This is a genomic window from Bacillus sp. FSL W8-0645, assembly GCF_038007905.1.
GTDB classification, from domain to species: Bacteria; Bacillota; Bacilli; order Bacillales; family Bacillaceae; genus Bacillus; species Bacillus pumilus.
In genome coordinates, this window is the sequence record NZ_JBBOYC010000001.1 from 2,100,222 (window position 1) to 2,126,113 (window position 25,892).

General features: G+C 39.9%; 30 protein-coding genes and 1 pseudogene. 8 read left to right on the forward strand and 23 right to left on the reverse strand.

The features are described from left to right. Positions 1–2: 2 nt before the first annotated feature. From fbpA to NST39_RS10670, 12 genes are all read right to left on the reverse strand, one after another. A complete protein-coding gene (fbpA, locus tag NST39_RS10615) occupies positions 3–173 on the reverse strand; it encodes a Fur-regulated basic protein FbpA (protein WP_073206640.1) in 171 nt (56 codons plus the stop codon). Beyond that, positions 170–709 (reverse strand): ERCC4 domain-containing protein, encoded by a 540-nt coding sequence (locus NST39_RS10620; protein WP_065098269.1) that lies wholly within the window; start codon positions 707–709, stop codon positions 170–172. Before NST39_RS10620 ends, fbpA begins: the two co-directional genes overlap by 4 nt. Then, entirely contained in the window at positions 706–1,143 is a 438-nt protein-coding gene (locus NST39_RS10625) for a hypothetical protein (protein WP_341028348.1), read from the reverse strand. Before NST39_RS10625 ends, NST39_RS10620 begins: the two co-directional genes overlap by 4 nt. Positions 1,144–1,419: 276 nt before the next feature. After that, positions 1,420–3,840 (reverse strand): phage/plasmid primase, P4 family, encoded by a 2,421-nt coding sequence (locus tag NST39_RS10630; protein WP_341028350.1) that lies wholly within the window; start codon positions 3,838–3,840, stop codon positions 1,420–1,422. Between the two features lie 60 nt (positions 3,841–3,900). Continuing rightward, positions 3,901–4,338, reverse strand: coding sequence for a DUF669 domain-containing protein (locus tag NST39_RS10635; RefSeq protein ID WP_341028352.1), 438 nt, complete (start codon positions 4,336–4,338; stop codon positions 3,901–3,903). A 20-nt stretch (positions 4,339–4,358) separates the two neighbouring features. Then, positions 4,359–4,556 carry a hypothetical protein gene (locus NST39_RS10640; protein ID WP_341028353.1) on the reverse strand — a complete coding sequence of 66 codons (198 nt, stop codon included), beginning with the start codon at positions 4,554–4,556 and terminating at the stop codon, positions 4,359–4,361. Beyond that, entirely contained in the window at positions 4,546–5,484 is a 939-nt protein-coding gene (locus NST39_RS10645) for an AAA family ATPase (RefSeq protein ID WP_341028354.1), read from the reverse strand. Before NST39_RS10645 ends, NST39_RS10640 begins: the two co-directional genes overlap by 11 nt. A 3-nt stretch (positions 5,485–5,487) precedes the next feature. After that, positions 5,488–6,036, reverse strand: a complete 549-nt coding sequence (locus tag NST39_RS10650; RefSeq protein ID WP_341028356.1) for a host-nuclease inhibitor Gam family protein — start codon at positions 6,034–6,036, stop codon at positions 5,488–5,490. 200 nt (positions 6,037–6,236) lie between these two features. Then, complete coding sequence (locus tag NST39_RS10655; RefSeq protein WP_341028359.1) at positions 6,237–6,506, reverse strand: YqaH family protein; 270 nt, start codon at positions 6,504–6,506, stop codon at positions 6,237–6,239. Continuing rightward, the gene (locus NST39_RS10660; RefSeq protein WP_341028361.1) at positions 6,503–7,066 is read right to left on the reverse strand and encodes a hypothetical protein; all 564 of its coding nucleotides are present in this window, start codon (positions 7,064–7,066) and stop codon (positions 6,503–6,505) included. Before NST39_RS10660 ends, NST39_RS10655 begins: the two co-directional genes overlap by 4 nt. 252 nt (positions 7,067–7,318) lie before the next feature. Next, the gene (locus NST39_RS10665) at positions 7,319–7,522 is read right to left on the reverse strand and encodes a hypothetical protein (RefSeq protein ID WP_065098278.1); all 204 of its coding nucleotides are present in this window, start codon (positions 7,520–7,522) and stop codon (positions 7,319–7,321) included. A gap of 56 nt (positions 7,523–7,578) precedes the next feature. Further along, positions 7,579–7,791: a helix-turn-helix transcriptional regulator gene (locus tag NST39_RS10670; protein ID WP_065098279.1), complete on the reverse strand. Its 213-nt coding sequence runs from the start codon at positions 7,789–7,791 to the stop codon at positions 7,579–7,581. 161 nt (positions 7,792–7,952) lie between these two features. Between NST39_RS10670 and NST39_RS10675 the strand changes: the two genes are divergently transcribed. After that, positions 7,953–8,354 carry a helix-turn-helix domain-containing protein gene (locus NST39_RS10675; protein WP_065098280.1) on the forward strand — a complete coding sequence of 134 codons (402 nt, stop codon included), beginning with the start codon at positions 7,953–7,955 and terminating at the stop codon, positions 8,352–8,354. A 42-nt stretch (positions 8,355–8,396) separates the two neighbouring features. Then, the gene (locus NST39_RS10680) at positions 8,397–10,196 is read left to right on the forward strand and encodes a recombinase family protein (RefSeq protein WP_144482152.1); all 1,800 of its coding nucleotides are present in this window, start codon (positions 8,397–8,399) and stop codon (positions 10,194–10,196) included. A gap of 29 nt (positions 10,197–10,225) precedes the next feature. Here NST39_RS10680 and NST39_RS10685 read toward each other — a convergent pair. Then, positions 10,226–12,034 (reverse strand): annotated as a pseudogene (locus tag NST39_RS10685) (DEAD/DEAH box helicase); the annotation flags it as partial. Between the two features lie 160 nt (positions 12,035–12,194). On the opposite strand from NST39_RS10685, the gene NST39_RS10690 reads away from it, so the two are divergent. Next, positions 12,195–13,313 (forward strand): NADH-dependent flavin oxidoreductase, encoded by a 1,119-nt coding sequence (locus NST39_RS10690; protein ID WP_223251172.1) that lies wholly within the window; start codon positions 12,195–12,197, stop codon positions 13,311–13,313. Between the two features lie 52 nt (positions 13,314–13,365). Here NST39_RS10690 and NST39_RS10695 read toward each other — a convergent pair whose 3' ends face one another. Then, a complete protein-coding gene (locus NST39_RS10695; protein WP_341028368.1) occupies positions 13,366–13,872 on the reverse strand; it encodes a PTS sugar transporter subunit IIA in 507 nt (168 codons plus the stop codon). Between the two features lie 167 nt (positions 13,873–14,039). Here NST39_RS10695 and NST39_RS10700 point away from each other — a divergent pair, with 167 nt between their 5' ends. Then, positions 14,040–14,459 carry an Hsp20/alpha crystallin family protein gene (locus tag NST39_RS10700; RefSeq protein WP_003215994.1) on the forward strand — a complete coding sequence of 140 codons (420 nt, stop codon included), beginning with the start codon at positions 14,040–14,042 and terminating at the stop codon, positions 14,457–14,459. Between the two features lie 20 nt (positions 14,460–14,479). Here the strand turns inward: NST39_RS10700 and NST39_RS10705 are convergent, their stop codons facing one another. The 3 genes from NST39_RS10705 to NST39_RS10715 all read right to left on the reverse strand — a co-directional run bounded on the left by NST39_RS10705 (position 14,480) and on the right by NST39_RS10715 (position 15,701). Next, positions 14,480–14,932 (reverse strand): YppG family protein, encoded by a 453-nt coding sequence (locus tag NST39_RS10705; RefSeq protein WP_111912843.1) that lies wholly within the window; start codon positions 14,930–14,932, stop codon positions 14,480–14,482. 106 nt (positions 14,933–15,038) lie between these two features. Next, positions 15,039–15,410, reverse strand: coding sequence for a YppE family protein (locus NST39_RS10710; RefSeq protein ID WP_044141136.1), 372 nt, complete (start codon positions 15,408–15,410; stop codon positions 15,039–15,041). Positions 15,411–15,467: 57 nt separating this feature from the next. Further along, positions 15,468–15,701 carry a DUF5446 family protein gene (locus NST39_RS10715; protein ID WP_223250619.1) on the reverse strand — a complete coding sequence of 78 codons (234 nt, stop codon included), beginning with the start codon at positions 15,699–15,701 and terminating at the stop codon, positions 15,468–15,470. Between the two features lie 196 nt (positions 15,702–15,897). On the opposite strand from NST39_RS10715, the gene sspM reads away from it, so the two are divergent. Next, on the forward strand, positions 15,898–16,002 hold the full coding sequence (gene sspM, locus NST39_RS10720; protein ID WP_012010346.1) for an acid-soluble spore protein SspM: 105 nt from the start codon (positions 15,898–15,900) through the stop codon (positions 16,000–16,002). 23 nt (positions 16,003–16,025) lie between these two features. Here the strand turns inward: sspM and NST39_RS10725 are convergent, their stop codons facing one another. Continuing rightward, positions 16,026–16,982: a DUF2515 domain-containing protein gene (locus NST39_RS10725; protein WP_044141134.1), complete on the reverse strand. Its 957-nt coding sequence runs from the start codon at positions 16,980–16,982 to the stop codon at positions 16,026–16,028. A 46-nt stretch (positions 16,983–17,028) separates the two neighbouring features. On the opposite strand from NST39_RS10725, the gene recU reads away from it, so the two are divergent. The 3 genes from recU (at position 17,029) to NST39_RS10740 (ending at position 21,881) form a co-directional block, all read left to right on the forward strand. Further along, entirely contained in the window at positions 17,029–17,640 is a 612-nt protein-coding gene (gene recU / locus NST39_RS10730; protein ID WP_341029969.1) for a Holliday junction resolvase RecU, read from the forward strand. Positions 17,641–17,683: 43 nt separating this feature from the next. After that, positions 17,684–20,395, forward strand: coding sequence for a PBP1A family penicillin-binding protein (locus NST39_RS10735; protein WP_341028376.1), 2,712 nt, complete (start codon positions 17,684–17,686; stop codon positions 20,393–20,395). Positions 20,396–20,528: 133 nt separating this feature from the next. After that, positions 20,529–21,881 carry an IS1182 family transposase gene (locus tag NST39_RS10740; RefSeq protein WP_341028378.1) on the forward strand — a complete coding sequence of 451 codons (1,353 nt, stop codon included), beginning with the start codon at positions 20,529–20,531 and terminating at the stop codon, positions 21,879–21,881. A 123-nt stretch (positions 21,882–22,004) separates the two neighbouring features. Here NST39_RS10740 and NST39_RS10745 read toward each other — a convergent pair whose 3' ends face one another. The 5 genes from NST39_RS10745 to tseB form a co-directional block, all read right to left on the reverse strand. After that, entirely contained in the window at positions 22,005–22,514 is a 510-nt protein-coding gene (locus tag NST39_RS10745) for a YpoC family protein (RefSeq protein WP_341028379.1), read from the reverse strand. After that, positions 22,511–23,173, reverse strand: coding sequence for an endonuclease III (gene nth / locus NST39_RS10750; protein ID WP_034661035.1), 663 nt, complete (start codon positions 23,171–23,173; stop codon positions 22,511–22,513). Before nth ends, NST39_RS10745 begins: the two co-directional genes overlap by 4 nt. A 17-nt stretch (positions 23,174–23,190) precedes the next feature. Beyond that, positions 23,191–23,895 (reverse strand): DnaD domain-containing protein, encoded by a 705-nt coding sequence (locus NST39_RS10755; protein WP_065098288.1) that lies wholly within the window; start codon positions 23,893–23,895, stop codon positions 23,191–23,193. 98 nt (positions 23,896–23,993) lie between these two features. Continuing rightward, on the reverse strand, positions 23,994–25,286 hold the full coding sequence (gene asnS / locus NST39_RS10760) for an asparagine--tRNA ligase (RefSeq protein ID WP_341028383.1): 1,293 nt from the start codon (positions 25,284–25,286) through the stop codon (positions 23,994–23,996). Between the two features lie 115 nt (positions 25,287–25,401). Further along, on the reverse strand, positions 25,402–25,887 hold the full coding sequence (tseB, locus tag NST39_RS10765; RefSeq protein WP_341028386.1) for a cell wall elongation/penicillin-binding protein regulator TseB: 486 nt from the start codon (positions 25,885–25,887) through the stop codon (positions 25,402–25,404). Between the last annotated feature and the right edge of the window lie 5 nt (positions 25,888–25,892).

Genomic DNA, 25,892 nt, shown 5'->3' on the forward strand with positions numbered 1-25,892 from the left:
TTTTATTTTCCCCTTTCAATCAATTGTTTTTTGAATATTTCGTCTAATTCATCTAGTGATAGCTCATACAACTGCCGACCATCAGGCGTTTTAAAATATCCCATTTTAAGCAGCTGCGCTTTGATTTCATCCTTTTTTCGCTCAAGATAAAGGGCCTTCATTAATTCATTCACATCAAGCCCCCCTTTAGTAATTCTCGGGCCATGTAATGAAAATGATGATAGATATAGTTTCCGGTCGCACTTGGATTAATAAAAACCGTTGAGAAATTGTAACGAACCTCAAATGTTTTCAAGCTACCAAGCAGCGATTTAGGTTCATATTTTGAACGATATTTTCCGTTGAGTATCTTTTGATACCCTTCCAGATCTTCCACAAGAAGAGTGAAAGGGTTTTTTGATGCACGAATCAATTCATTTTCAAACCTGGAACGATCCTTAATGGATTGAACAAGCTCATCAACTCCGTTTTTCCTTTCGATAGCAGCATTTAAATACATGTCTCTATTGATCCCGTATGCCTCATTTTTTGGAATCATTGCGGAATAGTCGCCCGTCTTCATGGCTTTGAATTTGATGGATACATTCTTTTTACGAAGATAGTCAAGAACATGTTGATTCTTCTGTTCTCTCGTATCCACAATAATGATCATGCTGCCTAAAATTTCTTTTAACTCTGTATCTGAATAGTTGTAATGAATAATAGTCATGATTTACTCCCCTTAAAATAAGACATTGCCCTCTCATAAATTTCTAAAGAGTGTTTGTCCGTCTCCTCACTTTCAAAATTCGAAACGGAAGTGTCAAGGTCTCTCCATCCGTTCTCCCAAAATAAAACGAGCAATCTCGCGACTTTTGTCGCCGCATCCCAATCATGATTGAACCAGTCATCTATTTTTGTATTTAAGTCTTGAGCGATGCCCATGTAATAATTAATGATTTTATCTATTGTCTGTTTCACATTATGTTCATGATCCGAGTATTCGCCTTTCAAATATCGAATAATTCGTCTTTTGTAAGACTGAACAAATTCCACAAGTTCTTGATAGACGTTTTCGGGATTCTCAATATAAAGATCGTTTCCATCAAGAACCAAACGAGCGCCCAACATTTCTAAGTCTGCACAAATTTGTTTCGGGTGCATTTTTCCCACCTCTATTTAAAAAGGGTTAATGTTTTTATTAACCCAAATCATTCATTAACTCTTAAAAACGTTGATATATAAGGCTTTATAAAAGAAACGGTTAATGAGTTAACGAATTAACCGCGAAATCTATTAAACTCCTTATATATATATATATTATTATTTTTATTTATTTATTTTCATAAGAAAGGAACATATATATTTAATTAACTCATTAACCCATAACCCTAAAAACCATGATTATAAATCTTTGGAAATGCTTTGTTATATAAGGTTTCATAGCTTTTTTCTAATAGCTGCTTTATCTTCTTTTGGCTGATTAACTTTATTAACCCCTTTAGCTTCTTCATTAACCCCTGAAAGTAAATTATGTCCAGCGTACTGATTTAAAGTAAGACCTTTAAAATAAACTTTATTTTTTGCTCCATTTTCTTTTTTAAAGCCCCTTACTTCTAACTGGCGATAAAAGGAACGATTCTTCAAGTCTATTTCATCATTCTGAAAACACCATTTTTTATAGTTTTCGTATAGGATTTTAGCTTCTATACTGGCATCCTCATGTATAGTACAATTTTCATTTAAGAAAGGTCCTAAAATATCCATGTCTTCACGATAACCTTGTGTAGCATTTCTAATCGCTTTTGGATCTTTCAATCCTTCCTTCTGCCACTTCAAGCATCCGTCCACAATCCATCGGAGTATTCCCGGCATTTCTCTTTTTAATTTTTCAGGAAGATCAGCATCAATCTTCTCTTCCGGTATAGTTACTGTAAAAGGAACCAGTTTAATTCTGCGCCAAATCCCATTGTCGCCGCCTTTGATAATTGGCTTATGGTTTGTCGTAAAAAACACTTTAAATTCCGGTGTAAATTCAAAGTATTCTTGGCGGAGAAAACGAGCAGACATCTTCTCTCCACCAGTTATTTGCTTTACAAGTGCCTCTGACAGCTGCTGGCCCTCTTCACTCTCGACAGCCGAAACAAATCGCGCACCATCCAGACGAGCTACATCATTGTTGATTCCTGATTCATTTTTCTTCTTCAAGAAAGTATCACTATTCGTCTGACGGGCGTAATCTCCAAGAATATCCTGAATCACATTAATAAAAGTTGATTTACCATTCCGACCATTTCCGAAAAGGAAGAACATAATTTGTTCCTTTGTAACACCTGTTAGTGAATATCCAATTGCCTTCTGTAGATATTCTATTAATTCATGATCGGGATCTCCGGCTGTTGTCAGAAAGATACTCTCAAGAAAATTGATCCAGTTTGGACAATCAGAATCTTTTTCATAAGGGATGTGTGACATTTTTGTTAGCAGCAAATTTCTATCATGTGGTCTCAACTCTCCTGTTTTAAGGTTAATGACTCCATTATCGCAATTGAAAAGAAACTTAAAGCTATCAAAATCTTTTTTCTTAACCGATACCATCGGTCGCACATCCAGTATGCTATTTATTCGAATTGAACGCCTTTCACATTTCTTTGCCCAATCATAAAGCTGCTTTTTTCGAATTTTGTCTTCTGCGGCCTCAGCCTCTCCATACAGTGCCCGCAACGTCTTAGCGGTAATGGCTTCAATTTTACGTTTGCTATCTTCTTCCCATCGCTTTCCGTCCCAAATCAGCCATTCAAGCTCGTTACAATATCGGATATTCTTTCCGTGATAATAGGCGATACGTTCAGCATTACCCAGTTCGGTTAAATGAAACACAGGCGGAGTATCAATAATTTCTTCGGTATCCTCAACTTGAGAATTATGAGGACGGGAAATATATACCTCGTACGGTTGCTCCTGATGTTCTTCCATCAAATCAGAAATTGTTTTATGAGTAGAATAAACGGCAGCGGCAATGGTCATTTCTCCATATGTAGCGCCATCGGATGAATGTTGTCGATTCCATTTCTCACGATACAAGCCCGATTCCCGAAACATCGAATCCATTTTTGAGGTGTCTTTATCGGTCCAAAACGCCAGATGGTTACACAAGGCCATATCTGTAGCAGAATGATCCTCGTTAATCAAATGACCGTTAAACAAATCTTGAATGCTCTTTCCGTTCTTGCTATTGAACATCCTTTCCCATATCTCTTTATTAGAAAGATTATTCATATCACGGGATGAAGCAGCAGGCGGGCTAGATGGTTTCGTTTCTTCTTTTTTGTCCTTCAAATATTTATTAAAGAGCTCCTTGAGCTTGTCCGATCGTTCTTCAATTGCCCCGATCCCGAGACTGTTTCCTGTAAAGGTAAAATAGCGCCCGTGTCGATATACTTCTAATCCAAGTTCGGGATTTTTTCTTCCTGTGCCCTGGCCTCGTAATGGAAGTTTACCTTTTGTAATAATGTGGACACCTTTACCACTTGGTGAAAATTCGGTATAGCTGCCAACACTCTCAACGATCTCTTGAGCGAATGGCGACAAAACTCCATCCTCAACACAATGGTCAATATCTATGCCAATGAACGGATCATCTTTTGAAAACATGAAGCCGATCCCGTCGTAGTCTCGATTATTATAAAATTTTAAAATGGTCGGAAATGTTGACCAGGTTCTTTTATTACTGGATTGGGCCATGCTGCCGTCAATCTGATACGGCACTTTTGTTTTCTTGCCGTCACGTTCTTCGGAACGCCATAATATCCATTGAGGGGCGTTTTTGAGCTCTTGCGGTATGTTTTTAAAATCGTACATGTAATAACTCCCCTTTAAAGACGAGGGAGCTATACACTCCCTCAATTGTGTTTTCTATGATCAAAAAGGTATATCGTCGTCACTGATATTAATTGGGTCAGCTTCCGGGGTCGACGCTTCGGACGGCTTAAACGCTTTTACTTCCGGATATTTCTTCCCGTTGTGTTCTCGCTCCCCCACAACGAGACGAACCGGTTTATTTAAGAAAGCATTCGCCCATTCGATATGATCTTTGAATTTCATTCCGTTGGGAAAACCTGCGGCTTTTGATGCCTGGTGAAATCTCCACATAGCGTTTTCTGTAACCGTGAAGTTATCATATAAAATTTTCTGCCCTTGGCATGGCTGCTCAACATCCGAACGAATTTCATAATCTACAACAAGTCGCTTATTTCCTGACGCTGCTGTTTTTTCTTCAAAATGCATTACTGTTGCTTCGTATTCTCCTGGTTTAATTGGTTCAAATGAATCGCCTTTACTGTGGTCTACTGTAAACATATTTAATTCCTCCAAATTTTTTATTTACCGTTCAATACGGTTACTAGGTTTTTAGTGACTTGATCTAATACATGCGGATCGCTGGTGTCTTCATTTCGCAAATCATAAATTGCACTGTCTATTCCACTATTCAACCTATCAATCTCTGAAATTAACCAGGGTACATCTGATATATTTGCACGTTCTCTAATCGCCTCGAGCTTTGTATCATTTTTCAACCTGCTCACCTCCTAAGACGCCGTTTAATCTATCAAGTGCGGCGGATGCCAATTTAATATTCCATTGATCAAGTTTTTTATTGGCTTTGATCTGAAATTCCTCAATCATTTGAACTGCCTGCTCGTTACCTTCGATCAACGTTTTAATGTGGGTGATTAAGCCGATTCTTTCTGTTTCTTCCTCTGCTTTTACATCAATGCCAAGTTCTAACCATTGATAAAGTTTACGGCCAACTTCAGGATTTAACTTTATTGAGGAGCCTTCAAACATTCGTGTATTGTCCTTAGACGTTTCAGCCATATGATCAATACTAATAGTGAAATTAAGCATGAATTCATATTCCATTTCTTCTTTTTGTACTGGCTTGGTCCCAACCTTACGAGGGGCCATTTTCCCGTTATTATCGGCTTCGACAACATACTCCGTTTTTGTTCTCAATGTTGCCAGGATATGAACATCATTTTGCGTCAATGTTTTGATTAGCTTGGTTGTTTCCGGCGCAAGTTTACCCCAATTTTGAAAAGAGTTGCCGGACATGCTGCCATGTGTTTCAACTATTCCGCCTTCCCCCTGCCAGTTGTGGGAAAGTGAATCAATTACAACCACCTCGGCCCCTGCGTTCTTAATTGCTTCAACGGCCATTTGATAACGTTCGGTTGTGTAAGGTGGCGTAAAATCAATATGCTTAAAGCTGCCTATACGGATTTCATCAAATTGTAAATTAGCATATAATTTCGCTCGGCGGTGCTCGGTATCAACGACACCGATCTTAGACCAAATTTCCTCTTCGCTTGCGTTTGGATATGCTTCCTTCATCATTCCGTAAGCTACTAGCAGCGCTCCTGCTGTTTTACCGGAACCACTCGGACCTATAAATCCCACAATTGCTTTTTCCTTTTGACGCTGTGCGTCTGTTACTTGAAACATAGCTTATACCTCCACTTTGAAGTTGATTGAGGCAGGTTCTACCTCTACCCCTGGGACGGCTTGTCCGTTTTCGTCAATTACCACTTTATTGCCGTCAATTTCTTTAATAGACAAAGTTTTTTTGAAGTCGCCCCATTTAATGTCTTCCTTTATTAGTTCATTCAGGCCAGCTTTTTTTACATGCTCGAGAAGTTGATCCTCATCGACTGCCTTTGGCTGCTCTTTAATTGCACGGCTTTTAGATTTCCCGTAAGGCGTCGAAAGAGTTTTTGCCTTCGGGTCTTCCTGCAGCTGCTTTGTATGATAGACACCCACCAAATTTTCAAAGAATGCTAGATTGTCCTCAATCGGTTTCAGTTCCTTGCTTTCCCATTCTTCAATACGCTGCTTTTCTGTAGCTGCCAGTGCTTTGATTTCTTTTTCCTGCGCCTTGAGAGCAGCAATTTTACGAAAAGCCCAATTTAGACTGTTCATATCATTAATCTCAAATTGTGGACGGTTCCCCGGCTGTTCACTAATTTCATTAAGTTCAAAGTCCTGCAAAGGATTCATATGTGCACCTTCCTCTATTTGATTTTGTTGATGTTTCCATTTAAAATGGAGTTGCTTTTTGTTTTATAAGTCCACATTGCCGTGTGGGCTTTTTTATTCATCTTCTTCCTCGGTGTCCTCGCCATGATCTTGATCATACTGTTGATACTCTTTCGGATAGCCATTGCGAAGTATTTCAGTAATGACTGGATGCTCAAGATTCATATTTTCGACCTCTTTATAGTTGAGACATTTAAACCTTTACCTAAAAATTGAGTTGCAATTTCATGTAGCTGCACAACTTGTTCAGGCCGATGCATTCGTTTAAGTTCCTCGCAATTTGAAACAATTGATCCTGCAATCTCTATACATCCGTCAAAATCTTGATCTGTGATAGCATCGCTTAGCAACTCATCAACAAGAAAGTGAATTGATTTAATCAATCTTTCAGCCTTGTCACGATCAGTTTTTAAAAAATGATTTAGATTCATATCTGTACCGCCTTTCTTTTCGTGAAGAAAATAGCATTCGCATTTGGACCGTATTTTTGCCGGAAAGCTTCACGACCTTTTTTCTGAACTTCACGCAGGGACATAACTGGTGTCGTAGCTGCGGTGTATGGGTCCCACCCTTTAACAGTCACACGGTATTGTAGATTTTTATAACTAACACCGTTTGATTCAGCTAACTTGACAAGATCCTCTGAGAATTTACGACGCTTGGTTCTTGGAGAAAATTCATTTAATCTCTTCGCATGTTCGTGCGGATCTATCTTTGGCGTTGTAGCCGCCTTTTCGCTATTCCACCCTAACCTCAATCTTCCAGTAAATACGGATCTCGAGACGCCATTTTTTTCAGCAATCTTTCCCCATTTACTCCATTCCACTCTGCCTCTTTCTCGGTTTTGATGCTTAACTGGCTCGGTTAATGCTCGCTGTTTACTCCAACCTAGCCTACGTATTCGACCGATGAGTGTATCCTTACATATCCCGTTTGCCTCGGCTTGTGTAAACTCTTCTGGTGTAATGTAAAAATCGTATGGGTTATACATTTTCGTTACTCCTTTCAGGCATATTTTTCAATTTAAGAAAAATCGCATGTGCTATGACTAAATCATTTGCATTTCCGTTAATAAAATATGGCTTTGATAATTTGCATATCCTTGAAATCTCAGAGCCTTTGCACATTTTGCTTGCGAAGATAAGCCTCTTAAATTCCACGAAATCACTTCGCTCTCAATAGATTTTGAAAACTAACATATTAAGGATGAGTTTTGTATTTACTTAAATACATAAATGTGGTATTATTTCTTTGTTGGTTGATCTTGATTTTGTAAAATTTTCTCAATCGTTGTTTCCCATAACACCGTGATTGGCTTTGTTCCTTCTCCCCATTGGTTAAGGATCTCTAATGCCGATGAAGGATCAACTTTTGAAAGCTCACTTAATTTGACGGGTAGGTAGGCATTTTTATTAACTACGTCGAAATCAATAGGCAAACCAGTCAAAATAATCACCTCCTTTAAGACATAAGACAAAAAGTCTTAAAAAACACTAAAAAAAATTATGAAACTGTGTCATAATAAGATTCATAAAACAAATACTCGACTGACACACCGTAAAGTTTGGCTAGTTTTAACTTGTTTTTCTTAGACGGTTGACGGTACCCCTTCTCCCAAGTGCTTACGGTTGTTTGATGCACCCCAAGTAGCTCAGCAAGTTTAAACTGACTGAAACCTGCTTTAGATCTTAAAAGTACGAGTTTTTCATTTATCACATGAACCACCCCCTTTAAGACAATATGTCTTATTTATTTGGTGATTCCTATTATATAAGACAAATAGTCTTAAAATCAACTGGTTTTTTACATAAACTCATAAATATTTTTCTTTTATGTACTTAAACCCTTGTCTGACAAGGGTTAAGGAGGTCTATAAATTGGAGCTTAAGGACAAAATTAAAACACTGAGAAAAGAACATAAGATGAATCAGGCTGACCTTGCAGAAGCGCTCGGCGTTCACCAAACTTATGTTTCTGCTATAGAGAGAGGAAAACAAAAACCCGGAAGAGATACACTTATTAAACTGTCTAAGATTTTTGATGTCACTATTGACTATCTGACCGGAACGGATACCAACGATAAGCCTAAGTACAGTGAGTCAGAAAAACAATTTGTGTCTGAATACACAAAGCTGTTTCCGTCTGAACTTTCTATGAAAGTAAGTGAAGTCGTTGAAAATTACAAAGCAGATACGGATGAGGCCGTTCTAACCAAAGAAGAAGCTGAGGAAGCAATTAAATATATAAAATATCTGCTATCACAGAGAGAACAAAAATAGCTCCTTGTATTTCAAAGGGCTTTTTTTTAAGGAGGATTTACATTGAAAGCTGCTCTTTATTACAGGGTATCTACCCCAGGACAAGCCACAGAAGATAAATACAGCTTAAGATCTCAAAAAGAAGAACTGACTAAATACGCAGCGTCCCAAGGATGGACTGTGGTAGGTGAATTCCAGGACGTCGGCAGCGGCGGTAAGTTAGAGAAAAAAGGACTTAACCAATTGCTAGACTTTGTAGAAGAAGGCAACTGCGAAGTCGTCTTATGTATAGATCAAGATCGGCTCAGCAGATTAGATTCTCTTGGCTGGGAATTTTTGAAATCCACCCTTCGCGAGAATCGCGTTAAAATAGCTGAGCCTGGCTTCATTACAGATCTGGACAATGAAGATGATGAATTTATCAGTGACTTGAAAAACTTAATTGCACGAAGGGAAAAAAAGAAAATTGTCCTTAAGATGATGAGAGGCAAAAGACAAAGAACGAGAGAGGGAAAAGGATGGGGCAAAACGTATTGGGAATACAATTACGATAAAGCCACAGGTACTTACTCGATAAATGAGGACTGGGCTTGGGTCATTCCCTTCATAGATAAGCTATACACTGAGAAGAATTACAGTTATAGAGAAATTGCAATCGAGTTGAATAAAATAAGCCTTACACCAACAGGGAAGGAATGGAACATTGTTCTAGTTAGTACAAGACTTAGAAGCAAAGCCTTTCACGGCGTACTTGAAAAAAATTTTAAAAACGAAGGAGCGATAAGAGCTGAAAAACTTGTCTATCCTCCCCTTCGCACTTTAGAAACGTACGAGAAGATTTGCAAGATAAGAAAAGAAAAATTCAAACGAAAAAAAGTAGAATACCACCATTTCTTAAGAAAGGTAAATTTCAAGTGCGCCGAATGCCAAAAAAAACTAAGTGTAGTTCATTCTAAAAACAGCTATGAAACAGAAGGATATTTTTATCTTGCACATAACAGACACTATGATTGCAGGGTATCAATCAACAGTATAAGATTTGATAAAAATATAACTAAAGCTATAAAAGAAATTTTAAAGAGCGAAAGCATGGCGAAAAAATACGTCAAAATTGATCATACTCAGAAAGATCTTGAAGACATGGAAAAGCAGGTAAAAGCAGAAAGAAAGAATTTAACGAAGGTTTCAGAGAAAAAGGATCTGCTACTGCCTCTCTACCTAGAGGGAAAATTTCCAAAAGAGCAGTTAGACAAACAATACACGATGCTTGAAGCACAAGAAGAGCACCATAAAAAACAAGTCCGTTCACTCGAAGAGAAGTTACATCTTATAAAATCCAAAATGTTCAACTATAATCTAATCACTTCTTATCTTTCAGTTGCTGAAAGATTTGAAAGTTTATTAACTGTAGAAGAACAAACGGAAATGATTTCTACCCTTTTTCCGAAAGGTGTAGTTTATGAAAATGAGATACTTTTAGAGGGCTATCTATCTGACAATATTCCAATCGAGATCGCCATACCTATAGATCCTGATCCATTTAACGTTAAAAACAAATGGGATCGCGACCCTCTTGGCCGATACAATAGAATTCAAACTTACATGAATGAGCATCCTAACTTGACTCAAAAACAGATAGCAGAGGCCTTAGACATGGCCCCAAGCACAATCGTAAGATTAAGAAATAAATTCGGAGAGTATAAAAACTATACCAAAGTGATTAACCATGACCCTAAAGGCAAAGCCGAAATTCTAAAAGAATACTATTCAAAAAATCCAGGTGCTTCACTAAGAAAGACGGCTAGAGATACGGGTATTTCAACCACTACAATAAGTAGGATTAGCAAAGACTATGGACTTTAGATGTTCCATAGTTTCCTTTTGTTTGAATGCATATTTATTTTTTTAAAAATCGTCGGCATTGCGTTGACGGTCACATCACCGTAGTGAACAGATACAGCTTCCTTCTCTGTCGTCTGATCGATTTCAAGCACCTTAAGTTGGACGGCTAAATTCGCATCTGTATAGTATTCTACATCTACTTGTTTCACATAAGCCTTCAGATGCTCGTAATCTAGCTTTTCCACTTGATACTGAACCCCTTCGTGTAAATAAATGGCTTCATCATGAAGCAGCGTCATCGCACTGAAACGGTCCATCTCTCCAATAATCCGAACATTTGCCACATCTGATTGATCCACAATCACGACATTTTCCTGGCTTGCAGATCGAAGGCTGATGCCATGTGCCGGGAACGATTGATCTGACCAATAATACCGATTCCCGCTAAAATGGAGAACGCCTTCCTCATGTAAGTATTGCAAAATCTCTTCTACGTCCATACCGCCAAACTGTTCATCCTCCCGAAACGGAAGCTCGTAGGATGCACATTTTAAATGATCCACTAAGATAATGAGGTTTTCAGGGTTAATTCTGGCAGCTTCAGGTGGTCTATTAAAGAAATATTCAGGGTGTCTGACAATATATTGATCAAGAGGTGCGGAGCTTGCCACCATAATAATAAGTGCTTCCTCATGACGCCTTCCAGCACGGCCAGCCTGCTGCCATGTACTCGCTACACTGCCAGGATACCCAGTCATGATACAGACCTTTAGCTGACCTATATCCACACCTAATTCTAGTGCGTTCGTACTGACGACACCTAGAATGTCTCCTTCTCTTAATCCTTTTTCAATGACGCGCCGCTCTTTTGGTAAATAGCCTCCGCGATATCCACGAATTGATTTTGGGCCGATCTCTTTTTTCACTAGCTCTTGAATATGACTTAAAATCACTTCAACTCTTACTCTGCTTCTAGCAAAAACAATCGTTTGGATTTTTTCCTTTAAAAAAGTTTTAGCCAGTTGATTAACGACAGTGGCGGCACTTTGTCTAATATTTAGTGGTTTATTCACAACTGGCGGATTGTAAAACACAAAATTCTTTTTACCGCTAGGTGCCCCGTTTCGCTCAATCAAATGCATCTTACTTCCCGTTAGCTGCTGCGCAAGCTCTTTTGGATTCGCAATCGTTGCGGACGTACAAATGAAAATCGGATCACTTCCATAAAATGCACAAATTCGTTTTAACCTGCGAATGACATTGGCCACATGACTGCCAAATACGCCACGATATGTATGAAGCTCATCAATGACAATATACTTCAAATTCTCAAACAAGCTGACCCATTTCGTATGATGAGGCAAAATGGCTGAATGCAGCATATCCGGGTTTGTGATGACAATATGTCCTGCTTGTCTGACTCGCTGCCGAATGGCGGGTGAGGTATCCCCGTCATATGTTTCACTATGAATCGGAACATCCATCTCGTGGATGATCTCGTTAAGTTCACTCTTTTGATCTTGTGCGAGCGCTTTTGTTGGGAATAAATAAAGGGAGCGGCTTGTCTGATCTTCTACGATCGACTGAAGGACAGGCAGATTGTAGCAAAGTGTTTTACCTGAAGCTGTTGGTGTGACAGTTACCACATGCTCCGCGTCCATCACACGTTCAAAGGCTTCCTTTTGATGAATGTAGAGTTCGCTCACGCCTCGTTTCTCAAGCGCCTTTTTCAGCTTTTCGTGCACTCTTTCAGGTACCGGAGAGGTCTGTGCAGGCTTCGCTTCGATTTCATGCCAATGTTCTACCTGTTTGTCTTTTTTTAATTCTTTTATGAGTTCGTTCATTGTTTTCTTTTTCATATCGCATCACCTCTCTTACATAGTGTACCGAATATTTGTTTGCATGACTAGGCGGCAATTTTTTGATGCGCAGCTTATGAGCAAATACTTTGAAGTGTTGTAACAGTATCTATTACACTTCTATAGTGAAATGATTTTATCAAGGAAGAAGATGATGAGAGTGAAAAATGAATTTAAGCCTTTATTTGAACCATTTACGTTTCCAGGAGGTGCGTCTATTAATGGCCGGTTAGTCGTTGCGCCAATGACACACTTCGGTTCTCACGAGGATGGCACTATTTCTAAAGAGGAAATTGATTTCATTACAGCTAGATCTAGTGATATGGGCATGGTGATCACAGCATGTGCGAACGTGACTCCAGATGGTAAGGCATTTGAAGGACAGCCTTCTATCGCAAGAGATGAAGATATACCCGGCCTGAAAAAACTAGCTTCTGCGATTCAGGCAAAGGGAACAAAAGCCATCATTCAAATTCATCACGGCGGCTCTCAGGCTCTCCCTCACTTAGTTCCAAATGGTGATGTGGTTGCGCCAAGTGATGTGTTTAAAGATGGAAAGCAGATTGCACGCGCTTTAAAAGAAGAGGAAATTGTTCATATCATTGACTCTTTTAAAGAAGCGGCAAGACGAGCGGTCGAAGCAGGATTTGACGGCGTGGAAATCCACGGTGCAAACGGTTATCTATTACAGCAATTTTACTCTCCGCATAGCAACCAGCGGACAGATCAGTGGGGAGGAAATGAAGAAAAGCGTCTAGCTTTCCCTATCGCTGTTGTGGATGCAGTGAAAGAAGCAATTGAAAAGCATGCGAAAAAACCGTTTATCTTTGGATATCGATTATCCCCTGAAGAACCAGAAACGCCTGGTTTAACGATGACAGAGACGTTTACCTTAGTCGATGTTCTTAAAACTAAAAACCTTGATTATTTGCATATCTCTTTAATGGAGATTGACTCTAAAGCAAGACGCGGTGCAGATACGGATAAGACGCGTATGGAGCTGCTAAAAGATCGCTGCGGCGATAACCTTCCGCTCATCGGTGTAGGCAGCGTCATTACAGCCGAAGATGCACTAAGTGCCTATAACCAAGGAATTCCGCTTATCGCTGTCGCACGTGAGCTAATCGTCGACCCAGATTGGGCAAAGAAGATTAAAGAAGGCAGAGAAAGCGAGATTGAAACTGTTATTAAACGCAGCCAAAAAGATCAATATTTGATTCCAGAAGGATTGTGGTCTGTTATGGAAGCAAGTCAAGGCTGGGTTCCGATGGAAGATTAATGTCATCAAAAAAACTACCCTCATGCGATTGGGTAGTTTTTTTGTGTCCTGATTATTTCAATTTAACGGTAAAAAGCTTAGATGTCTGTTTTTCAACAGATCCCTTTGATTCTTTATCGAGATGCTCGATCAAGTCACCATTCATAATGACAATCGGTGTCACTGTGCTTGCAGCTTTCTCTTCAATCAGTTCTAAATCACACGTAATGAGAGGGTCACCGATCTTCACTTTATCTCCCTCTTTGATGTGCGCTTCAAATCCTTCACCATTTAATCCCACTGTTTCAAGTCCGATATGAATCAGAAGCTCAAGCCCTGAGAGTGTTCGAATGCCAATTGCATGTTTTGTATGGAAGAGCTGAATGATTTCACCCTCTACTGGTGACACAATCGTGCCACTATTTGGTTTGACTGCTACGCCGTCTCCCATCATCTTTTGAGAGAAAACAGGGTCTGGTACATCCGTCATATCCATTAACTCTCCATCAGCTGGAGAATAAATGATTTCTTCCTTTACATCATCTTGGTTTTTCCCGAAACCGAATAATTTTTTCAGCAATGTCAATTGCTCCCTTCAAGCTTTGCTTCTAGATCTATTCCGTGTATGAAACGCTGCACTCATACACCTTGCTTCATTCAACACTATTTAATCATAATTTTTTCCTCTCATCAATTGATAACCGCCTGAGTCCTTTCTGCATAGGCTGTAGATGAGAGGTGATTCAAATGGAACATGAAGGCGAAAAGAAACATGAATTGCTGGCAAATGAAGATATTCTCTATGAAGCGATTGAACAATTTTTCGCATCCTCCCCGTTTCATGAGATATTAAATAGTGCGGAGGCGCTCATGACCACATCGCATTCACTTGCATCGATTACGACCGATGTGACAGAGGATGAGCAGTTTGTGTATATCGCAATCCAATTTCCAGACCATTTTGTCGAAGGCGATATCGCACTAGAAGTAAAAGCCCAATATTTACACTTATCCGTGCAGGAAACAATTAAAACGGATACAACTTCCTCGTATTCGAGCTTTACAAAAACCATTTTAATGCCGGCAAAAATAGATGAAACGAACATGAAAAGCGTGTGGAAAGATCAAACGCTTCGTGTGACGGCACCAAAGCAAAGAGCCCAATAGATCCTTCTATTGGGTTTTAACTATGCTTTAAAAATGCTCGTAAATCCTTTCGCTAATGAGCCTACTTGATTCATCGTACTCATCATTTGCCCAGCTGTATCAAACATTTTGTTAAAGTCGAATTGTCCATTCGTTTTTTTGAATTGCGATAGCACACTTTTAAATTGAGATGATTGCTGTTTTTGCGGTCTGGGCAAAGGATAAGGGTTCATAGGCTGCTGCATGGGCATCATGCCTGGTGGCTGCATCTGGGGTTGATTGATCGCTTCGGGCGGCTGATAAGGCGGCACATTTTCTTGGTATCCATAAGGCGGCTGATAGACAGCAGGTGATGCCTGGCTCATGCCACCTTGATGTGGCGGCATGAAATATTCTGGAGGCTGCGGAGGCTGCTGCTGCATTTCTGGATACGGAAATGGCCCTTGATTGAATGGATTGAATTCATACAGCTGCTGGTTTGAATAAGGGATCATATATCTCGCTCCTCTCGCTCTCAACACATAGTCTTGTCACTCATATATTATGATGAAAAGCAGAAGATGTGCCTAAAGCAGCCATAAGAAAAACGCAGCGATGTCTTCAGCTGCGCTTGTTGATTTCTTCTATTAAAAGGTTCAGTGTGTAAATCACTGACTCAACTAAATTTTTCACACGGGGTGCATGCTGTTTGCCAAAATAAGATTGCAGGACAACCTCTTTCCCATTTTCTTTGACGGCTTCAAGCTGTTCTTCGTGTAAATATCTAGGTTTCGCCAGATGAATAAACGAGATCGCAGCAGTGAGCCACTCTTCCATTTTCTGATCAAATGTCTCAACGGCCGGCTGAATTTCTGTGTGAAAATCATATACGGGGTATTCCTCTTCAGCCTTTCCCTTTTGGTACTGCTCATACGCCTCTTCGATCCATATTCTCAGCTCTTGTGTATGTTCAAGTAATGTTTGATTATCCAAAGTGTTCACCTCTATGAACCATCCTATCAAACGTTTACTTATTGCTCAAATAGAAAGCTACCCTGCGTGGTATGCCGGTCTTGCCGCCAGTTGATACTCAGCTGCGTGAATCTTCACTTCACAGTCCTTTACTTTTGATTCAAGCCGGTCTATCATTTGTTCTTGCTCCTCTATGGCTGCACGTGTTGTTTCGTTCACAGCAAGAGACAGCTCTTCTTCCACCGCATCAATTTTTCGCTCGATTTCCTCTAATAACTGCAAAATGGATTCTTTTGATACAAATTCGCTCATCATCAGATTCCTCCTTTATCGTCTCTCGTTACATTCTCTTTTCTTTCACACCCTCCTTCACACATGACAAAACTAGAAGCAAATCGCCAATCTAAGTGTAGATGAGCGCTATTTCTTCCTTTTCGACATCTGCTTGTCCTTCTTTGTATGATTGCGTCCGATTGTGTAAATTCTAAGGACAAAGGAGGTAGATTTCATGAAAAAGCAGCCAGCACCAAAAGAGCAAAAGCCAAAAGGGAAAGAAAACAGTACAGATCAGCTTGATAAAAAGCTCGGCGGTCCTAATCGACCATCCACGTAAAAAAAGCAGGTACCCCCTGCTTTTTATTTATGCAAAAAATAGTGCTCTAATGAGAAAAGAAAACGAAGCTGTCTTTTTTTATGAAAATACCAGTTGGTCAGCTCAATTTGTTTTGGCAACGTCTCTGCATCAAACAAAGATGGGCTCAATTTCTTTTGAAACCAATCTTCTCTTTGATCGTCTAATGAATGTGTCATCACTGGATAAACAGTACGAAGAAAAGGTGTTGACCTTCTAGCGATCCCTAAAAACGGCTCAAAATCAAACCGTGATCCGGTATGCGGAACAGTATTCAAAAAATGATAAAAATCCGAAAATAAATCGGCCCGAAATAATAGTTTCGCTAGTTTTTTCCCTAATGAAATACGCTCCTTTACGTGGGAAAACTTCCGTATGGTTAACCCGTACAAATGCCCGTCCACCGTTGGAAAAACAACGGTTTGAAAATGTCCCCACTCGCTAAACAGATATTGAATCGAGTGAAAAACATTCTTTTTCAGAAGAGGATTTTGTATAATAGGAGATTGTATAGTATATTGTTCATTTATGATGAGTGCATAAAGCAGGCGCTCTCTGTCACGCTTTAGCCAAAAACGTTCCCACTCAGTGCTCATAAAACGAGATACAGAAAAATACGGAAGCAGATGGAACAAGGGTTTGCCGCACCGCTTAGACCATTCATACAAAAGAAGCTGCGGGTAAGCATCCGAAAAGATCAGCCAATTCGCTCTTTCATATGCTGTGAAAAAAAGGTGCCCCTCTTGATCTGTTAAACCTGGATGGAAGAGCTCGCCCTTTAAATCCGTCATAGACCATCCAGCATTTCTCGAGACAAAGGAAGCAAGCAGCGACCATTTCATCTCTGGATGACGGTCATAAAAGCGCTTATAAGCATTTGTCCTCGTCAGGTTGTCTTTATTTTTCACTTTCGTTTCACGCAATATATGCTGAGTGATGATGTGCTCTTCTTGTGACAACATAGGTATCTCTCCAATACAAAATGCATTAAAAGGAGGCTGAAACTTGATGATTCGGTATCCAAACGGAAAATCGTATCAGCCCATTCAACCAATTGAGACAAAAAAAAGAATCAGCGGCGAATCCTCTTATAGTAACCGCGGGATGACGCTTGAGGCTGACTTAAATGAAACCAACCAGTACTATTTGGTCAACGGGATCGCAGTCATTCATAAAAAGCCTACCCCCGTTCAAATTGTGAATGTGGATTATCCAAAAAGAAGCGCTGCTGTGATCAAAGAAGCCTATTTTAAACAATCATCCACAACAGACTATAATGGAGTGTACAAAGGGCGCTATATCGATTTTGAAGCAAAGGAAACCAAAAGCACTACCTCGTTTCCGCTCAAAAATTTTCATGACCATCAAATTGAGCATATGAAACAGGTTGAAAAGCAAGGCGGTATTTGTTTCGTTATTATATCCGCATTTGGCTCCGTTTATTATTTGCCCGCTTCAGATCTCTTTTTCTTCTGGGAGCGGCAGAAGCTAAACGGCCGGAAATCCATTAGTAAAGACGAATTAATGGAAGCAGGCCACTTAATGACACTTGGATATTCGCCAAGAATTGATTATATTAAAGTAGTGGAGACACTTCATTTTTCGGATGAAAGTGAGTAGCAATAACGTTCGAAAAAGGTTTAACACGAAAGGTTGAGATGTGATGTCTGATCAATTTACAAGTCGTGAACAGCGACGTAAAGCAAGTCAAGAAAACAATAAGAAGCAAAAGAACAAAAAAGGCAAAAAGAAAGCAGGCCTATTTAAAAAAATATTTTTATCTTTACTTGTGATCGGTCTTCTTTGTGTAGTGGCCGGAATCACAACTTTTGCCGTTTTTGCATCGAGCGCTCCTTCAATTGATGATAGTAAGCTCAAAACACCGTATTCTTCAAAGCTTTATGACATAGACAAGAAAGTGTTTGCAGAAGTCGGTGCGGAAAAAAGAACGTATGTCTCGATTAAAGATATACCCGATGTGGTAAAAGAAGCATTTATCGCAACGGAAGATGCACGTTTTTATAAACACCACGGGATTGACCCAATCCGTATTGGCGGTGCCCTTGTCGCAAACGTCGAGGACGGTTTTGGAGCTGAAGGTGGAAGTACAATTACACAGCAAGTTGTGAAAAACACTCTACTTAACAATCAAAAAACGTTAAAACGTAAAGTACAGGAAGTATGGCTCTCGATTCAACTTGAGCAAAAGTACTCTAAAGATGAAATTTTAGAAATGTATTTAAACCGCATTTTCTTCTCACCTTATGCTTACGGTGTTGGGAAAGCGGCTGAACAATTTTTCGGCGTGACAGATTTAAATAAACTAACGGTTGCACAGGCTGCCACACTTGCAGGTATGCCGCAGAGTCCTTCTGCTTATAACCCAGTGAAAAATCCTGAGGCAGCGGAAAAACGCCGCAATATCGTGTTAGGGCTTATGAAAAAACAAGGCTATATTTCAGAGAAAGACTATGATGTTGCAAAAGCAACCCCTGTCAGCAAAACTGTCATCCCTGCTGATAAATATAAGAAGCAAAACTCAAGTAAGTATTCTGCTTACATTGAAGAAGTCATGGAAGAAGTACAGAAAAAAGCCAAAGTAGATGTATCTACAGATGGATTAAAAATCTATACTTCACTCGATCGAAAAGCACAGGATCACCTAGATGATATTATCAATGGGGATTCAGTTGGATTTACGAAAGGTATGCAGGCGGGTGTTACCTTGCTTGATACGAAAAATGGTGAGATCCGAGCTATTGGCGGTGGACGTGATGTACCAGCCGGCGGCTTTAACTATGCGACTGATGCAAAACGCCAGCCAGGTTCAACAATCAAACCAATTTTAGATTACGGTCCAGTCATTGAAAACAAAAAATGGTCAACGTATCAGCAAATTGATGATGCACCGTATACGTACTCAAACGGTACACCAATTAATAACTTTGACAGAAGACATTTAGGGAAAATGTCGATGAGAAGTGCTTTGGCACAATCACGAAACATCCCTGCCCTAAAAGCTTTCCAAGAAGCTGGGACAGACAATGCCGTTCAATTCGCCAATAATTTAGGTATGGACTTACCGTCTGACATTCCTGAGTCTTACTCAATCGGTGGATTTGACGATGGCGTGTCCTCTCTAAAAATGGCTGGGGCCTTTAGTGCATTCGGTAATAATGGATATTATAACGAACCGCATGCTGTCAAGTCTGTTGAATTTAATGACGGTACAAAGCTGGACCTTACGCCAGATTCCAAAGCGGCTATGAGTGATTACACAGCCTTTATGGTCACAGATATGCTGAAAACTGCTGTCCAATCTGGAACTGGTACACTTGCACAAGTACCGAACGTTCAAGTAGCTGGTAAAACAGGTACAACGAACTTTACACAAGATGATATCAATAAATACAATATTCCTTCGGGCGGTGCGAAAGATTCGTGGTTTGTTGGTTATACGCCGCAATATACAGCAGCCGTTTGGACTGGGATCGGTAACTCAAAAGATGCGGACGGCAAAATGTGGCTCACAGATTATGAACAGCGTGTTGCCAAACTCGTCTTCCAGCGATTAATTTCTCAAATTGATGATGGAAGCGGCTCATTTGAAAAACCAGACAGTGTCGTTGAAGCTACGGTTGAAAAAGGATCAGATCCAGCTAAATTAGCAGGACCAAATACACCTAGTGAGAAGAAGACAACAGAATACTTTGTCAAAGGTACGGTTCCGACAAAAGTGTCTGACACATATGAGAAAAAAGAAGCCGATAAGCCTTCTGACTTAAAAGCAGTGTATGATGAAGAGAAAAAATCCATCACACTGACTTGGGGCTATGATGACGACGCAGATGCTACATTTAATGTAAAACAAGCGGTTGATAACGGCGGCTATAAAGAGATTCAAAACAGTTCTGCTAAAGAAGCCGTCATCTCTGGTGTAAAACCTGGCTCTACTTATAAATTCCAAGTGACAGCCACTGTAGAGGATGTCACAAGTAAAGCAGCTTCTACTTTCCTCACCATCAAGGATGATGAAGATGAGGAAGAAAAAGCAGATGATGAGAACAAAGAAGAAGAACCGCAGCAGCCTGATGACGAGCAGACAGACCAGACTGACGATAACAAAAATAAACCCCCAGGCACTGATGAGCAAAAGCCAGATGATAAAAAAGATCCAGACAAAGATAAGGATCAGGATCAAGGCGGAAATACGGAAAACGGAAATAATGGTTCTTCCGATGATGGCTCAGACAGTACAAATGGGAACGGCAACTCACAAACTGACAATAAAGATAAAAAGAAAGATGATGCGAAAACGAACTCTCAAAACTCAAGTTCGCAATCAACTTCTCCTAATCGAAAAGAAAATGAATAATGAAAAAGCACTTGCCTATATGGCAAGTGCTCAGGCTGTCGAGAAAATCTCGACAGCTTTATTTTTCCCCTTAAAGTTTCCATTCCCCCGTTTTATAATAGAGAAAAGCATACTAAAGGAAGGTGTTTTTCTCATGTTCCACACTAGAAATTCTTCTCAGCACGAAGCCGAATTTGTATTGCTAGATCAACTGGTCGAAGAGGATCACCTGCTTCGTAAAATTGATCAGTACATTGATTTTTCATTTATCGTAGATAAAGTAAAACCGTATTATAGCGAGAATAAAGGTCGCCCTTCTCTTGATCCACTTATTTTGTTCAAAATGATGTTTATCGGTTACCTGTACGGTATCCGTTCTGAAAGACAACTTGAAAAAGAAATTTACTATAACATGGCGTATAGATGGTTTTTAGGTTTGAACATCAATGACCCCGTTCCCCACCACTCGACCATTAGCTGGAATCGTCGTACTCGATTCAAAAATACAACGATTTTTCAAGACATTTTTGATGAAATTGTGCTTCAAGCCATCAATCATGATATGGTAGGAGGCCGCGTTCTTTTTACTGATTCGACTCATCTTAAAGCCAATGCCAATAAACATAAATATACGAGAAAAACGATTGAACAAGATACTCAGAACTATATAAATGATTTAGAAGAAGCGATCCAAGAAGATCGGGTGGCACACGGAAAAAAGCCCTTAAAGGTAAAAGAGGAGGTGAAAACGGAAAAAGACATTCGTCAAAGTACGACTGACCATGAAAGTGGCTATCTTTATCGTGAAAACAAGCCAGAAGGCTTTTTCTACCTAGACCACCGTACAACGGATATGAAGTACAATATCATCACGGATGCCCATGTCACGCCCGGCAATATCCATGACTCTGTTCCGTATCTTGATCGATTGGATCACCAAATCGCCCGATTTGGTTTTCAAGTAGAAGCTGTTGCCCTTGATTCTGGTTATTTGACTACCCCAATCTGTAAAGGTTTATCCGATCGCCATATTTTTGGTGTCATCGCACATAGACGCTTTCATCCAACAAGAGGATTATTTGAGAAGTGGAAATTTCAGTATGATTCTGAACATGATCACTACATATGCCCAAATGGCGAGAAGCTATTATATACAACAACTGATCGAAAAGGTTATCGATTCTACAAATCAGACCCTAAAAAATGCGTATCGTGTCCTTTCCTTGAGAGCTGTACAAGATCGAAAAATCATCAAAAAGTGATCTCAAGACATGTATGGGAGGAACACAAAGAAAAGATCAGACAAAATCGTCTGTCTGCTTCTGGAAAAGAGCTATATCAAAAAAGAAAAGAAAAAATAGAGCGAAGCTTTGCAGATTCAAAACAACTGCATGGGCTTCGCTACTGCCGGTTGAGGGGAAAACAAAATGTGAGTGAGCAAGTGCTTCTCACAGCTGCCTGTCAAAACATGAAGAAGATTGCCACACACCTAGCGAAGCTAGGCTAGGTGTGTGGGAGGCCTTTTTCATTAAATCTCATCCATCATCATTACGATGAAAATAAAAAAGATTGTAGAAAAACATGAGTTTCTCTACAATCTGAGCACTTGCCTATATGGCAAGTGCTTTTTTTAACGGGTTTGTCTAATCTTTTTAAGTGCTTCATATTTTCCATACTGCTTTTTTAGTTCTGTGTATAGCTCGTCCAGTTGAATGAAGCAGTGATATTGAGTCGGTTTTAGCAAAATGAACTCTAAACGTTCTGTCCAATTAATAGGAGCAACAGGAAATATCTCTTTCTTAATATGTTCCCAATCAAGCGTTTGCAGTCTCTCCCCTTTGATCCAGTAAAACATCGCAATCATACTGACAATCCCTTGCAGCATATCATCTTCTTCACACCGGGACTTTCTTGTTTGAAAACGAGGAAGCATTTTTTCTTTTAATTCATTCCACAGTTCGAACATCACAGGAACAAATTCTTCTGTTTTCTGCCATGGAAGTTCATCTGTTAAAGGTTCTGATGATAGATCATATGCGAGTGGATGATCTCTAAGTATGTCTACTCGATCGCCTTTCATCTCTACATTTTTCCCTTTTAGTTTTTCGATATATGAGGTAAAAACTGCTGCCCCGCTCATGCCAGCTTCACCAATCCTTTTTTCAGCCTCTTCTGCCCTTCTCTACACATATCAAGAAGCGGACAAGACTCGCACTGCGGACGTTGCGCCTTGCAGTGATATCTACCAAAAAAGATCAGGCGGTGATGCGTCACAGACCAATCTTCTTCTGGCACTTTTTTCATTAAGGTTTGTTCTACTTCGAGAACAGAATCCTTCCATCGGCAGATTCCCAGTCGCTTGCTGACACGTTCTACATGTGTATCCACTGCAATTGCCGGCACCCCAAAAGCGACTGAAACGACGACATTTGCTGTTTTCCGGCCCACCCCAGGAAGCTTCACAAGCTCGTCCCGATCCTTTGGTACTTCGCCGCCATATTCTTCAATCAGCATTTTGCTCAACTTTTGAATGTTTTTGGCTTTATTTCGATAAAGGCCAATCGAACGAATATCTTGCTGCAATTCTTCAAGCGGTACACTTAAATAGTCTTCTGGTGTTTGATATTTTTGAAATAACGTTTTGGTCACTTTGTTGACAAGCACGTCTGTACACTGCGCAGAGAGTGCTACAGCGATCACAAGTTCAAATGGATTCGAATGAACAAGTTCACACTCAGCCTCTGGAAACATATCTCCTATAATATCTAAACATTCATTGATTTGTTTTTTTGATAACATGACTTCTCCTTTATTGGTTATTGTTCCAGCCAATTATAAAAAGGAACTTGTCGCTTATATGTTGACGTCTCTTCTTTTGAAGGTGGCGTTTTTTGCTGAGAACGGAAATGCTGACTATGCTCTTTTGCTTCTTCCGCTGTTTTCAGCCCTTTCTTTTTCCACTCAAACAGAATTCGGTCGATATAACGGAAATTTAATTTTCCTGATAAAACCGCTTCTCTTAATGCTAGGCGAATCATTTCAGCATCATGATGATCTTGATCCATCCAGATCGAGAGTGTTTCTCCTTCAAGAGGAGAGAGCGGTCTGCCAAATTCATCTTCAAATAAAGCATATAAAGACTTTTCAGCCTGTACGTGAAGTTTTTGACCTTCCTTCGCTTGTTTTGCCTCTAAAAAGTCATACAGCACGCCCCATAAAGGCTCAACTGAGTAACGGTCATGCTGAATACCAGACCCATCTTCAAACGGCTGAATCGAAATAAATCCTTTTTGAATTAAATGCTGAACCATATACGCACACTCTTCAGCTGAAATGGTCATGCCATGGGATAGCTCTTCAAATGTTTGAAAGAACACACCTTGTTCTTCATTCATTTTAATCTTAAGCATCACCATCATTTGTGATTCATTCAGTCCTAACTGCTCATAATGAGCAATCAGCAAATTAGGCAAACTGGTCAAACCCATTTGCTGCATATTAATAAATTGCTGCCTATTCATCGGATACACCTCTTCACTTTAAGTATATCACGTTTTATTTCACGTGCTCCTTCAAAAAACGTTTGAAAAAGCCTCCATATGTTGGAGGCTTTCACGTCTTAAGGATATAAACGGTTTAATAATCTTGGGAAAGGAATGGTTTCACGCACATGCGGCGCTCCACTAATCCAAGCAACTGTACGTTCAAGTCCAAGACCAAAACCTGAATGCGGTACAGAACCATATTGTCTTAATTCTGTGTACCATTTGTATGTTTCTTGATCTAGCCCATGTTCTTTCAATCTTGCTTCAAGCAGCTCTAGATCATGGACACGTTCAGAACCGCCAATGATCTCTCCGTAGCCTTCTGGTGCAATCAAGTCTGCACAAAGAACGACATCATCACGATCTGGTGCAGGCTGCATGTAAAATGGTTTTAATGATGTTGGATAATGAGTGATAAACACCGGTTTATCGTAGCTTTCAGCGATCGCTGTTTCGTGAGGCGCGCCGAAGTCATCTCCCCATTCAATATCGTCAAATCCTTTTTCTTGCAAGAATTTAATTGCTTCATCGTAAGTGATGCGCGGGAATGGTGCTTTGATATTTTCTAATTTTGCTGTATCACGGCCTAGTGTATGCAGTTCCACTTTACAGTTTTCAAGTACACTTTGAACCACATGAGTCACATAATTTTCTTGATACTCAAGGTTTTCATTAAATTCGACAAAAGCCATCTCAGGCTCGATCATCCAAAACTCAATTAAATGACGTTTTGTTTTAGATTTTTCTGCTCTGAATGTTGGTCCGAATGAGAATACTTTTCCGAGTGCCATTGCCGCAGCTTCCATGTAAAGCTGTCCACTTTGAGAAAGGTACGCATCTTCATCAAAATATTTCATCGCAAACAGCTCCGTTGTGCCCTCAGGTGCACTTCCAGTTAAAATTGGCGGATCTACTTTCACAAAACCTTCTTGATGGAAGAACTCATATGTAGCACGAATGATTTCGTTACGAATTTTCATAATGGCATGCTGCTTTTTAGAACGAAGCCATAAATGACGGTGATCCATTAAGAATTCTGTTCCATGCTCTTTTGGTGTAATCGGGTAGTCAGTTGCTTCGTGAATCACTTCAATGGATTTCACTTGCAATTCAAAACCAAGAGGTGAACGCTCGTCTTTTGTCACTTGTCCTGTCACATAGACAGATGTTTCTTGAGTGACTGATTTCGCAAGCTTAAAGACTTCCTCTTCCACTTCTGCTTTTACTACGACTCCTTGAATAAAGCCTGTCCCGTCACGCAGCTGCAAGAATGCAATTTTACCGCTTGAACGTTTATTGGCAATCCATGCGCCGATGGTTACATCTTCATCGACATGTTTGAACACTTGATTAATCGTTGTTTTCAACATAATTCCCTCCAAAGCCAGAAAGAAACTCACCTTTTCGATAGGTGTGATTCTTTTTTCATACATTTTATTATAACCGTTCTAAATCAGCATGGTCAACGCAAGACAGGAGAAACTATGGTGTTACATTTTTTTCCACGTGTCCTGTCGAGAAGTCGACATAGCTAAAGCTGTATTGATTGTTTTCATTTAAGTACGTCACTTCCCAAAGGAGTACGTCACCTTCTCTTGCTAATTGAACGTCCTTTAGCCTTGAGACCGTGTTCTCCTTTTGAACGGCTTGTACTGCTTGATTTGAGGTAATGCCTTCTTTTGCTTTTTTTGCAATCACTTTTGCTTTTTTGCTGGCAGGTACCCAAACATAGGTTGTTTCGTCTTGTTTGTTTTTCCCTTCAACAATAAATTGTTTTTCTTTTCCGACAAAGGTTTCTACTTGCTCCACTTGTACGATGTTTGCTTGTTTTTTTGCTCGTTCAATCGCCGCCTCATGACCTTGTTCTTTTTGCCCCATGGCAATCTGATAAATCCACGTAAAGCTGATGATGCCAATGAGCAAAACGAGAGCCACTACGGATGAAATGATCCAAACTATTTTTTTCATGTCAA

Excerpts from the sequence above, each read along its gene's own strand:
- NST39_RS10650 (WP_341028356.1), bottom strand. The coding sequence starts at position 6,036 with ATGAATCCTTTGCAGGACTTTGAACTTAATGAAATTAGTGAACAGCCG.
- NST39_RS10660 (WP_341028361.1), bottom strand. The coding sequence starts at position 7,066 with ATGTATAACCCATACGATTTTTACATTACACCAGAAGAGTTTACACAA.
- NST39_RS10655 (WP_341028359.1), bottom strand. The coding sequence starts at position 6,506 with ATGAATCTAAATCATTTTTTAAAAACTGATCGTGACAAGGCTGAAAGA.
- NST39_RS10740 (WP_341028378.1), top strand. The coding sequence starts at position 20,529 with ATGTTCCACACTAGAAATTCTTCTCAGCACGAAGCCGAATTTGTATTG.
- NST39_RS10725 (WP_044141134.1), bottom strand. The coding sequence starts at position 16,982 with ATGTTGTCACAAGAAGAGCACATCATCACTCAGCATATATTGCGTGAA.
- recU (WP_341029969.1), top strand. The coding sequence starts at position 17,029 with ATGATTCGGTATCCAAACGGAAAATCGTATCAGCCCATTCAACCAATT.
- NST39_RS10700 (WP_003215994.1), top strand. The coding sequence starts at position 14,040 with ATGGAACATGAAGGCGAAAAGAAACATGAATTGCTGGCAAATGAAGAT.
- NST39_RS10735 (WP_341028376.1), top strand. The coding sequence starts at position 17,684 with ATGTCTGATCAATTTACAAGTCGTGAACAGCGACGTAAAGCAAGTCAA.
- NST39_RS10715 (WP_223250619.1), bottom strand. The coding sequence starts at position 15,701 with ATGAGCGAATTTGTATCAAAAGAATCCATTTTGCAGTTATTAGAGGAA.
- NST39_RS10635 (WP_341028352.1), bottom strand. The coding sequence starts at position 4,338 with ATGTTTACAGTAGACCACAGTAAAGGCGATTCATTTGAACCAATTAAA.
- NST39_RS10755 (WP_065098288.1), bottom strand. The coding sequence starts at position 23,895 with ATGAATAGGCAGCAATTTATTAATATGCAGCAAATGGGTTTGACCAGT.
- NST39_RS10745 (WP_341028379.1), bottom strand. The coding sequence starts at position 22,514 with ATGAGCGGGGCAGCAGTTTTTACCTCATATATCGAAAAACTAAAAGGG.
- NST39_RS10620 (WP_065098269.1), bottom strand. The coding sequence starts at position 709 with ATGACTATTATTCATTACAACTATTCAGATACAGAGTTAAAAGAAATT.
- nth (WP_034661035.1), bottom strand. The coding sequence starts at position 23,173 with ATGTTATCAAAAAAACAAATCAATGAATGTTTAGATATTATAGGAGAT.
- NST39_RS10630 (WP_341028350.1), bottom strand. The coding sequence starts at position 3,840 with ATGTACGATTTTAAAAACATACCGCAAGAGCTCAAAAACGCCCCTCAA.
- tseB (WP_341028386.1), bottom strand. The coding sequence starts at position 25,887 with ATGAAAAAAATAGTTTGGATCATTTCATCCGTAGTGGCTCTCGTTTTG.
- NST39_RS10625 (WP_341028348.1), bottom strand. The coding sequence starts at position 1,143 with ATGCACCCGAAACAAATTTGTGCAGACTTAGAAATGTTGGGCGCTCGT.
- NST39_RS10705 (WP_111912843.1), bottom strand. The coding sequence starts at position 14,932 with ATGATCCCTTATTCAAACCAGCAGCTGTATGAATTCAATCCATTCAAT.
- NST39_RS10645 (WP_341028354.1), bottom strand. The coding sequence starts at position 5,484 with ATGTTTCAAGTAACAGACGCACAGCGTCAAAAGGAAAAAGCAATTGTG.
- sspM (WP_012010346.1), top strand. The coding sequence starts at position 15,898 with ATGAAAAAGCAGCCAGCACCAAAAGAGCAAAAGCCAAAAGGGAAAGAA.